The sequence below is a fragment of the Pedobacter sp. UBA5917 genome (assembly GCF_002432345.1).
Taxonomy (GTDB): Bacteria; Bacteroidota; Bacteroidia; order Sphingobacteriales; family Sphingobacteriaceae; genus Pedobacter.
Genome location: NZ_DJDT01000057.1, coordinates 1 through 11,407 on the forward strand (window position 1 = coordinate 1; position 11,407 = coordinate 11,407).

The window sequence follows — 11,407 nt, forward strand, 5'->3', positions numbered from 1 at the left end:
GGATTGATATCAGCCGCATGGATATAGGCGGCCCCGGCATCCTTGCACATGGCAGCACATACCATACCCAACAAGCCACTCCCTGTAATCAACACCTTTTTTTCTTTTATTTCTCCTGCCAACCTTATGGCGCCGGCTACTGTTGCAACTGCACAGTTAATAATGGCAGCTACAGATAAAGGTATGGCTTTAGAAATTTTTAATACTGCTGTACCAGCTTTAAGCACACAATGGGTAGAGAGTCCGCCATGCAATGCATCATCAGCGGTAATCTGCGCATGACCATATTTGAAAAGATTTTCGCCTTTTTGCGGCATGCCAACCTTTGCCATTGTAGAATCAGGATCCGAAGAAAAAATGCTCCAGGTTACCCTATCTCCAATATTCAATTCGTTTCCCAGGTAATCTTTCCGGTTGTGTGTTTCAGAAAAGGCCAAAATTTCGCCCACAATTTCATGTCCCAAAACTGTAGGCACTTTTTCCTGCCTTAAACCGCAGTAAGTATGCAGATCACTGCCACAAAGTGTGGTATAGAGGTTTTTGATCAAAATTTCGCCATTATTCAGGGCTGGGATTTCTTTTTCCAACACTTCCATGGGCTGTCCGTGTCCGTTAAAAGCTACTAATCTGGCTTTATCCATATTTATTGTTTTGATAGTTTAAATGTTTTGGCATCGATTGAAAAAACTGCCGCTTTATGCTCTTTTGCATCGGGCGTTAAAATATTATCCACAAAGAAATAATCTGATTTAAAAGTGTGTTTGTTAATTGATGCGATGAAATAACCATGGCTTTTAATATCGCCAAAAACCATATGGGGATTAATGTTGGCATCGGCAAGCATGTTTTCGAATGTTACAATCTCTTCTTTGCCCTTCCTATCACCATTTCTCGAGGTAATAGATGGTGTTAAAAATTCCCAGGCCAGAGGTTTTTCATGGTAAGTTTTGGTGTACTGCATAAATTTTTCTTCCTTGTGGAGGGCGAGCACGAAAGATTCGTGGTGGTCGCCTGTGAGAAAAATGGGATTACCTATATTTTCTTCGGTCAATAGTTTGATAATCTTATTGCGCTCATAAGGATAGCCCAGCCACCAATCGTTATATTTTGGCAGTTTAAAGCCTTTTGCCACGGCATACCCCGAAAACATTACCTGATTGGCGATCAGTTTCCAGGTGGATTTACTTTTTTTAAGTTCATTGGCCAACCAGTTATATTGGCGATTACCAATAATTGCCCTATCCTGACTTTCGAAACCGACCTCATTATCATCCATCTGTTTGGTACGGGCAAGGCTCCGTTCATCCATCAGGTAAAGTGAAATATCGTCTCCAATCTCAAATTTCCGGCAAATATCTGTTGCATTTTTAGCTCTTATCGGCATCCACTCCAAATAGGCCTGTATGGCATCTGCTTTTCTTTGCTGCCACAAACCTTCGTTCGGCTGATGATTTTTTGCGCCATCGGCATAGGCATCGTTTGCAAGATCGTGGTCATCCCAAACAACATAAAACGGTTTGTTTAAATGCAGAACCTGCAGATTGGCATCAGTTCGGTATTGCGCATGCCTGGTTCTATAATCATGGAGTGTTAACAGTTCATTTTTTGGTTCGTTAATTCTTCCCGAACCGGGGTTTCCGTATTCGCCAGTAGCGTATTCATAAATATAATCGCCAAGGTGCAATACCAGATCAACCTCCTTCTTTTGGGCAAGAAATCTGAAAGAATTAAAAAAACCGTCTTCCCAATTGTTGCAGCTTACAACCGCAATATTAAAATCCCTGCCATTTAGTGCTTTCGGTAATGTTTGTGTACGTCCAACGGGAGAAACGGATTTTTGATAGATAAAGCGGTAATAATATTTCATTCCGGCCATTAATCCATGTACATCTACTTTTACAGTATAATCGCTTAGCGCTGAAATGCCCTGCTCGCCGCTCTTGATTATTTTTATAAATCCGGGATCAGTTGCCACTTGCCATTTTACCTTTTTCCCGGAATAATTCAGTGAAGATATCCGCGTCCAGATGACCACCCTATCCTGCAAGGGATCGCCGGAAGCAAGCCCATGCCTAAAGTGATTTTCTTTAAATCCTAAATAAGCCTTACCCATCCCCATCATGGGAATAAGCAAGGCTGTAGACAGTATAAATTTTCTTCTGGAAATATCCACTTATCAATAATTAAAACTGATATTCAAAAATATCTTTAAAGGCATTATAAACCGGATGATCGGTGGTAAATTCTTTTACAACAATGGTGGTGTTCGCTTTAGATGCATTATCATCCAATTTTAAGTTGGTAGAACCTGTTAAAGTATAATAAGAGCTTGTACCACTAAAAGCAAAAGTTAGGTTTTTGGCGTGCGTTGGTTTAATGTATCTCATAGTACCGATATTATTGAACACGCTTAAAGGCCTGGTATCCTGATAAGAATTCTCGTGGGCCAAAAACTTAAATTCTTTTGTACCGCTAGACGATGATTGATAGATATTCTGCAGTTCGGTATAAAATTTCTTTCCAAAATTATCCATTTTAAGGTGGTACATATTTACTTTCAGGTAACGGTTACCACTTGTTGAAGCCATTTGCGAAACATATTTGGCAACGGGATTATAGGAAGTATCCCAGGCATTGCCCTGAACCGACGCACTATCTGGCTGACCAGCTACATAATTACCTGCCGGTGATTGGGGAATAGGTGTAAAATAACTGCTAAAATACTGGTCATCATAATTTAGGGAGTGCGCGCTGTGCATTGATCTTACCGCGGTTCTGAAATTTGCCTGATTGGCATAGTTGTTATAAACAAGATCGGCATATTTGTTAAAAGATTGCATCAGTTCTGCATGGCCTGTTATCAATATGCCCGACTGTACCCAATCTTTACCTGTTGGTATCCCGGTTGTTCCATGGTCATCTACGTTGCCGGTGGTGCTGTAAACCGTGTTCAATACATCACCAGCATCGCCGGTATAATGGCTAACAGTCATGTATTTTGCATGCATCTGCTGATACGATTCGGTTCCCCAGCTTACTTTACGCATCCTTAAAAAATCTTTCACCTTTTTTGCAGGGTTTGTTGTACAAGGTGTTTCCATGTAACCATTAATAAAACCTGAAACACTTGCTGAAACATCCAGATGGTATACAAAATCGACCTTAACCTGGTTCAATGCAGCTTTTACCAGCGAATAAGCAAGCTGCTCGGAGTTTGCCCCGGCAAAATCGCTGCCCTTTACAAACCCGTAAGATGAAACATCAGAAGGATTGAAGCCCACGTAAGAATTTAAACCGATTTTATACATCACAAACTTTACCTGCACATCGGTTTGCGGATGTGCATTTTTATAGGTGATTGCCCTGTTCAATAAATCGGCATACTCAAAAATAGGACTGTTTTTTGTATCGCCCACATTACGCGAATAAGCTTTAACCTTAACCGATTTACCGCTGTAATTAAAACTGGTTTCGCCCGAAACCGTTTCTACAACAGCATTACCATTATTAGAGCTGAGTTGTTGGTATTGTTCAGGTTTTATAACCAGATCGGCCTCTTTGTTTGCCCTGTTTTGATTTTCGATTAATTCGTTATTCTGTTTACATCCTGTTACCAAAAAGGCAAGCAATACGGCACTGTACATTAATAGATTTTTCATAAGATTAATTAATTAGGTAGGTATATGTTTTTGTTTAGAAATTCCAGTTTACGCCGATACGCCCCCTTGCCGAATAATATTCTACCTGCTCTGGCCTGCTCTTCACACCATGATAGTACCGTAGTGGTGCATTTGTAAGGTTATTGGCATCCAAAAAGAGGGTAATGTTTTTCGGGAAATTATACGACATATTGAGGTCAAGATGAAAATCCTTGTCCTGATAGCGATCTGCGCCACTGTTATCGCGTACCTCAACCAAAAAAGCCTGACGGTAATTGGCCGCAATACGGAATGAAAATGCACCTTTTTCATAAAACAATGCTGCATTTACAATATTTGGCGATTGGTTTAACAATCCGATTTTTTCATCCGGCCGATCGTTGATGGTGGTTTCAGATTTGGTGTAGGTATAATTTAAATTAAGCCCCAATCCGTTTAACAATCCGGGTAGAAAAGTGAATTTCTGATTGTAGCCAAGCTCAATGCCATAAAGTTTTGCATTTTCTGAATTTAAAGGCTGCGATACCTGGTAATCTGCTGTATTTCCATCAACGGTTTGGCCTTGCGTAAATGATTGGGTGTACACTGCATCTCTGATTTTTTTATAGAAAAGACCACCGGTGAGGTAACTGCTATTGCTGATGTAATAACTGCCTATTAAATCGTAGTTCCACGAAAAAGTTGGCCGCAGACCTGGATTACCCAGCGCTACCGTTAAAGTGTTTGGATTTACCCTTGTAGTTGGACTGATTTCGTTAAATGCAGGCCTGGCAAAAGTACGTGTAACCGCTGCACGTATATCCGTTTTGTCGCTGGGCTTATAGATCAGGTGAAGCATGGGAAGGACGGCAGGTGTATTTTTATTACCCGAAACCGGACTAACCTTTTTGGTGATATCGTTATAAACGTAACTATCGGTATGGTTAGCCGTATATTCGAAACGCAGGCCGCCTACCATTTTCAATTGGGTATTTAAATCCCATTCGCCCATGGCATAACCCGCACCAACTTTTTCGGTTGCCTGATAATTTCCTGTTGCATAAGATGAATTAGTGGCGTCGTTTACGGTATATGTAAGGTTTGGTGCAACTGAAGCGATACCATACGGATTGATAAATGAACTGGCGGTAGGGTAATCAAATTTCAGGTTATCATAGGCATTATTAAGCTCCGGAAACCAGTTTTTTGCCGGAAAAGCTTCTCTTTCCCACAATGGCAGATAAGCCTTCGTTGCTGTGGTTTTATAGATCCAGGTTACATAACGGTAATCGTAAGTGCTTGTTTTATACCTGAATTTACCCCCAAATTTTATCAACAGGTTGTTTAGCGCCTGGTATTTAAAATCTACTGCCGCAACTTTATCATTTTCGGTAATGTTACGGATGGAGGTTACGTACCTATCCAGGTAATAATTATCGGTATTATACGGTGTTGCAGCAGAAAAATGGGGCTGGATATTATCTGCATCATCACCCTGATAACCTGTAGGACCATCGCCTTTCAAAAACTTATAGTCTTTACCTCCAACATTTACCAGATTATCATATTTTACTGTTTGTACCCAGTTTCCATAATAATATCCACGCAGATCCTTGCTTGCAGATGATGGCCCCTTATAACCTGCCCACGATTTATACCAGGCCAAACGGGCATTCATATTAAGTTTAGCCCCAAGCGATGACTCAATACCGGCTTCGCCACCGTAATTTTTAAAATAATAATCAACATTGCTCCACCGCAGTACAGCGTTGTTTGTGGCCTTATCAAAATAATGCATTGTTTTACGGTTCTGCTCATGATCAAGCAGTTCGGTATAATATCCCCTGGCATAAAATTTAGTACCGGGTGCAAGTCGGTAATCCAACGCAGCATTAAGCCCTTTGTTTGTTCGCGTGCCCTGGTAATTCCTAACATCCAGGGTGGTAACATTATGCAACTGGTTACCATAAATAACCTCATAATCATCGGTACCATAAGTACGCTGGTTTATACTGCCCAGCACTAAGAAACCAAGTTTATCATTCAGCAAACGATCGCCATACAGCACACTACCATTGTAGCCAAATTTATCCTTTGGCCTCTCGGCGTAGGGAACGGCTCCCATTACCCGGAATGTTCTTTTTTCGGGCGAGGTACGCGTAATAAAATTGATGGTGCCGCCAATGGCATCACCTTCGTATTCGGGCGTAATGGCTTTTACCACCTGGATATACTGGATAAATTCGGATGGCAACAGATCCATCGGAACAGTACGGTTACCCAAAAGATCGCCCGAAGTTTTCGCTGCCGGCATTCGGTCGCCATTAATTGTTGTAGAGCTCCATTGCGATGGTATACCCCTAACCGTAACATAACGTCCTTCACCCTGATCGCGGTCGATACTTACCCCAGGGATACGCTGTACTGCTTCGGCAGCATTAATATCAGGCAGTTTGCCAATAGCATCGGCACTGGCCACATCCATAATTGCAGACGAATTTCTGCGCATGGCAATGGCTTTGCGCTCGCTTGAGCTGTACATGCCTTTAATTACCACCTGCTGCAACTCCGTTGCTGCACCAAGTTTAACGTTGTTGAGGTAAGTTATTTTGCTTTTAGCAATGTTGATTATGGTATCTACCCTATGGTAACCAACCATCGATATGGAAACACGGTGTTTTCCTTCGGGTAAAAGGATGGAAAATGCCCCATCAGGCCCAGAAACAGTCTGATTTTTTAATGCAGATACACTAATGGTGGCATAAGCAAGCGGGCCATTACCATCTGAAACATTGCCTTTTAACGTACCCTGTGCAAAAACCACGCTTATACACAGGAAAAAGGCAGCGATTGTTAGATAAAAACATTTCATACCATTAACGTTTTAGATCGCGGATTTTACCTGGTAGAAATTGTTCTTCATTGAATAGCCCCTGCGCTGCAGCGCCCCGTAGCTATTATTTTTTTGTAATAGGAAAAAGTTATCCATACATTTACAGCATAATTGTGATTAAAAATTGACAGAAATTAATTTTGATTCGATTTAACAAATGGAGGTGTTCGCGCATCTCCATTTATTTTGTTTCTCCTTTGTTGCCCGTAAAAATCCTTCAAAAGATCTTCACTGAACAATCTGGCCGTTATTCGTAGTATCTAACTGGTATCTTAATAAATGCTTTAATTTTTATACGCTCCTTTGGGACGGGCAAGAGGCTTTCTGTGTTGTTTTATGTTTAGTAAAACTAAAAAATGTTTATTAATTTTTAAATAATTTTATATTAAATATTTATTAAAAAATCATTTCAAAACACTTTAAATCAACAGTATAAAGCAAAAAAAATCAATCTATTAACGGCAATATATCGATCAGATTATCGATAATCAGATCGGGCTGTGCTTCCAATAACTGGGCAGCAGTATGTGCTCCGGTAGTTATACCTACACTTAAACCGCAACCTGCATTCTGGCCTTCTTCTATATCAATGGCCGAATCGCCAACCTTAACCACACTTTTGCTATCGGCAATATTAAAACGTTTCATCGCAAACTCGATCATATCCGGATCGGGTCTGTTACGAGATACATCAGAGGCAGTTACCAATGCATCAAACTCATTACCCTCGCTCCATCCCAATTTTTTAAGAATGGAATTAGCAGTACTACTATCGTAACCGGTGTTGAGCACAGTTAAAATATTCCTGTTTTTCAATTCGGCAAAAAGCTCAACAGCATTGGGCTGTGGCAATATTTCTTCCGAAGCATAAGCTTGCGTTAATGCAACAATGAATTCGTTATATATTTTTACGGTCAACTCCTCATTATCAATATTTCCATAGGTTGACAATACCGCGCGGATAGCCTGTTTTTTTTCTTTCCCTGCTCCCTGTGCAAGTACCTGATCTAGACTAAAATCAAAACCGGCATTATTAATGGCCTTTTGTAGTGTTTTATACACCAGGTTATCTTCATTTACCGTGGTTCCGGCCATATCGAAAACCACCATTGCAATCTTATTCTTTTTCATATCAAAATATCGTTAATTAAAATTAATTGTCCAGCTATAGCATGAGGCTAAACAATGTTTAGCAAAACTAAACATTGTTTATACAAAATATGCAAGATCTATATTAATTTTATATTAAGCTTTACAAATCATCTTAAACGGCTTTCACCGAACCTGGAGCAGGGCTAAGCCTAAAAGAACGGGAAATAATTTAAAACAGGTGCCATATTTATTCCAAACGCCGCCATAAATAAACAGCCGGTTGGGATAATTTATAAAAATGTCATCCTCTTATTTAAATCAGCCCTGTAGGTTTCGGATACAGGAATAAGGTTATGACTGATTACCAGTGTTTTACCTTCTGCGGTATCTATTTTATTTAAATTAATGATAAATGAGCGGTGTACCCTTAAAAATATATTCTGCGGTAACTTCTGCTCTATGGTTTTAAGCGAAGAGTGGATCGAATAATGCTGTTTTGCGGTATGCACTTTAACATAATCGCCGGTAGCTTCAAAAAACAATATCTCTGTGAGTTTTAACCTGCTGATAATGTTGGAATGACGTATAAATACATAATCAGACATGTTACCATCTACCGAAATATTCTGATTTGAATAAATTTCCCTGGCTTTTTCTACAGCTTTTAAAAACCTGGATGGTGAAATGGGTTTTAGCAAAAAATCGACCACATTAAGATCAAATGCCTCGGCCGCGTGCTCGGCAACAGAGGTGGTAAAAATAATCAGTGGCCGTTTATCTTCCAATATTTTGGCGAATTCCAATCCACTCATTCCGGGCATTCGGATATCCAGAAAAATGAGGTCGATCTTATTTTCCAGAACCAGTTGGTACGCTTCTACTGCATCATTGCACTCGCCTACTAAAATCAAACTGCTATCGAGCTCGAACATACGCCTCAGTACAGTCCGAAATACTTTTTGATCATCAACAATTAAACAGTTCAATTCAAAATTGTGAAGTATTAGCCAAAACTATCAGATATCTATCTTAAAAATCTTTCATCTTAAAAGGGTGAAAGATTTTTATTTTACAACCTAAAAAATGGATTATTATCTTTTTTCTGGTAAAAAAGCATAGCCATTTGTATCAGAAATAAAGTCATTTTAACTTATATTGCCTGAATAAATGATTAACAACCGGCTGAAATTTAACAATGGCAAAACATCAGATCACGATTATTGATATTGCAAACCAGTTGGGTATTTCGAAATCAACCGTATCCAGGGCTTTAACCGGTCATCAGAGTGTTCATCAGCATACCCGCGAGAAAGTATTGGCATTGGCGGCCGAACTGGAGTACGAAAAAAATATGTTCTCCATTAGCCTGATCAAAAAATCGAGCAAAACCCTGGGTATTATAGTACCCGAATTTTCGAGGTCTTTTTTTCCGCAGATCATCATTGCTGCCCAAAAAGCTGCAAAAGAAGCTGGATATGATATGATTATTGCACAATCTAACGAAAGTTACGAAACCGAACTTGCCAATACCAAGGTGATGCTTGCCCACCGAGTAGACGGTGTGCTCATTTCGATGACGAGGGAAACCAACAATTATGATCATTTTAAAACTTTCCACCGGAAAGGCATTCCCATTGTTTTTTTCAATCGGGTATGTGAAGAAATGATCGTACCAAAAGTGGTGGTAGATGATTTTGACGGGGCATTTTTAGCGGTTGAGCATTTGATTAAACAGGGTAAAAAACGCATTGCACATTTATCAGGTCCCGAAACACTGGCCGTATCAAAAAAGAGAAAGGCAGGGTATATCAAAGCGCTCGAGAAATATGGCTTACCGGTAGATGAGGACCTGATTATCCATTACGACCTCTCGATCAGTAAGGTTAAAATTTACATCAACTATTTTTTAAACCTCGAAAAACGGCCTGATGCTATTTTTGCCATTAATGACCCTACTGCAATAGAGCTAATACAACTATTAAAAGCTGCAGATGTGAAAATACCAAAAGAAATTGCCGTGGTTGGCTTCAGTAACGATTTTGCAGGTTCAATTATCGAGCCATCCCTTACCACTGTTGAACAGCCGATAAATGAAATTGGAGAAACAGCAGTAAAGTTACTGCTGGATCAGATTGATAGAGAGGCAAAAGACTGGAAAGCACCAACAATAATGCTCAAAACCAATCTGATTATCCGTAATTCAAGCTAAAATCAGTCAATACCTGGTTATAAAATTTAACCTGTTTGTTATTTGTAAGCGTTTTGCACCCAATTTCATCTTTAATTCGGCAATTTCTTCTTGCTGCTTTTTAACCATCCCCTGTAGCTCTTTCAAAGCTTTGGTAAGTACAACCGTTATTTCGGCATAATTTACGCCCAGGGTTTTAATGTCATCGTTGGCGGTGGTTACCAGTTCGGGTATCAAAGCTTTTACCTCCTGGGCAATAAAGCCTAATTTTTTGTCTTTCCCCATCTGCTCATCTTTGTAACGGTAATTGATGGTGCGCAGCCCCAAAATTTCTCTTAAACCATAAGTGTTATCAACAACATCTTTTTTTATTCTGATATCGGAAGGTGTAATGGTACCCGATGCCAGAATGTTCCCAATTACATGCAATTTTTGACTTGGACTGGCTGTTCCTATGCCCACATTGCCGGTTCCTTTTATCCGCAACAATTCGGTAGAGGTGCTGCTACCATTACTGGCATAAAATGCATGATCGGAAGTAGTGGCATCAACCTGATAGCGCAATGTATAACCATTAATGCCGAAACCAAAATACTGATGATCATTATCTACAGTTTCATTAAGCACTATTTTTCTATTCACAATAGTATTACCCAATTGCAACTGGTTATGGGGTAAATATGTACCAAGGCCTACATTACCGGCTGCATCGATAAGCACCCTAACAGCTGAAGATGTTGAAAAGTACATATCTGACAGGTTGTCGGTTCCATTTCCCCGATAGGTAGCTTTCACCGATGCGGTTTCGTATAACCAGCCCCCGTTTATCCTTGGTTTAAAAAGCAAGCCTCCTATTAGTACGCCAGTACCTAAATTGCCAGGTGCAGTTTCAGTACCTGCAGCAGAGCCCAGAATAATGGAGGCATGTGATGAATTTCCATAATAATCAAAAGCGAAATCGTTGCCGGCCAAATTGCCCTGGTTATTGGCAACAATACTTAATATACTATAGGGATTAGAAGTACCTATACCCACAACACCAATAACAGGGTTTAAAGATAAGGGCATTTTGTTAGCCGTTGTTTTATTATAACTGTAGATATAAGCCCCATAGGGTGGATTGGCAAAGGTACCAAAATCCAACGCGCTATCAGTTCCGCCATCAAGCCTCAACTGGGCACTGGTATTTCCCGTACCCGCGGTTAAAGCAGTAGTAGCCGCCCCTACAACATTTAATTTGTTGGTTGGTGCAGCTGTACCTATACCCACTCTGTTATTTGCGGCATCGATAGAAAAATTGCCACCATTAACCGAAAACATGTTTATTCCGTTCCCCGTAAAAGCCAAGCGATTTGCGCCCTGTGTTACCACCCTGTTGACTTCAAGTGTGCCATCTGCATTATAGATATTATTTTTCTGGATCAGTTTTACCCAGGCAACACCATCAAAATAGTAATAATCAACGGCATTTACATTTACAGTGGTTCCGGTTTGGCTGCCGGTGGTAATGTTGTTGATGTAAACCAATGTTGAAACCGGTATAGCCGTCATGCTCTGTGCCCTTAACCTGTCAACACGGGGTATCAAAAGTCCATC

General features: G+C 40.2%; 8 protein-coding genes. 1 reads left to right on the forward strand and 7 read right to left on the reverse strand.

Features of this window, described 5'->3' with window-relative positions:
* The 6 genes from B2V92_RS03785 to B2V92_RS03810 form a co-directional block, all read right to left on the reverse strand.
* The coding region (locus tag B2V92_RS03785; protein WP_293304910.1) for an alcohol dehydrogenase catalytic domain-containing protein at positions 1-641 on the reverse strand (641 nt) is incomplete at its 3' end.
* A gap of 2 nt (positions 642-643) precedes the next feature.
* Positions 644-2,173 (reverse strand): alkaline phosphatase D family protein, encoded by a 1,530-nt coding sequence (locus tag B2V92_RS03790; protein WP_293304911.1) that lies wholly within the window; start codon positions 2,171-2,173, stop codon positions 644-646.
* Positions 2,174-2,183: 10 nt separating this feature from the next.
* Complete coding sequence (locus tag B2V92_RS03795) at positions 2,184-3,659, reverse strand: hypothetical protein (protein ID WP_293304912.1); 1,476 nt, start codon at positions 3,657-3,659, stop codon at positions 2,184-2,186.
* A gap of 34 nt (positions 3,660-3,693) precedes the next feature.
* On the reverse strand, positions 3,694-6,510 hold the full coding sequence (locus tag B2V92_RS03800) for a TonB-dependent receptor (RefSeq protein WP_293304913.1): 2,817 nt from the start codon (positions 6,508-6,510) through the stop codon (positions 3,694-3,696).
* A 468-nt stretch (positions 6,511-6,978) separates the two neighbouring features.
* Positions 6,979-7,662, reverse strand: coding sequence for a phosphonatase-like hydrolase (locus tag B2V92_RS03805; RefSeq protein ID WP_293304914.1), 684 nt, complete (start codon positions 7,660-7,662; stop codon positions 6,979-6,981).
* A 251-nt stretch (positions 7,663-7,913) separates the two neighbouring features.
* On the reverse strand, positions 7,914-8,609 hold the full coding sequence (locus tag B2V92_RS03810) for a LytR/AlgR family response regulator transcription factor (protein WP_293304915.1): 696 nt from the start codon (positions 8,607-8,609) through the stop codon (positions 7,914-7,916).
* Positions 8,610-8,818: 209 nt separating this feature from the next.
* On the opposite strand from B2V92_RS03810, the gene B2V92_RS03815 reads away from it, so the two are divergent.
* Positions 8,819-9,832, forward strand: a complete 1,014-nt coding sequence (locus tag B2V92_RS03815) for a LacI family DNA-binding transcriptional regulator (protein ID WP_293304916.1) — start codon at positions 8,819-8,821, stop codon at positions 9,830-9,832.
* A gap of 6 nt (positions 9,833-9,838) precedes the next feature.
* Here B2V92_RS03815 and B2V92_RS03820 read toward each other — a convergent pair.
* On the reverse strand, positions 9,839-11,407 hold a 1,569-nt coding region (locus B2V92_RS03820), incomplete at its 5' end, for a tail fiber domain-containing protein (RefSeq protein ID WP_293304917.1).

Excerpts from the sequence above, each read along its gene's own strand:
- B2V92_RS03795 (WP_293304912.1), bottom strand. The coding sequence starts at position 3,659 with ATGAAAAATCTATTAATGTACAGTGCCGTATTGCTTGCCTTTTTGGTA.
- B2V92_RS03800 (WP_293304913.1), bottom strand. The coding sequence starts at position 6,510 with ATGAAATGTTTTTATCTAACAATCGCTGCCTTTTTCCTGTGTATAAGC.
- B2V92_RS03805 (WP_293304914.1), bottom strand. The coding sequence starts at position 7,662 with ATGAAAAAGAATAAGATTGCAATGGTGGTTTTCGATATGGCCGGAACC.
- B2V92_RS03815 (WP_293304916.1), top strand. The coding sequence starts at position 8,819 with ATGGCAAAACATCAGATCACGATTATTGATATTGCAAACCAGTTGGGT.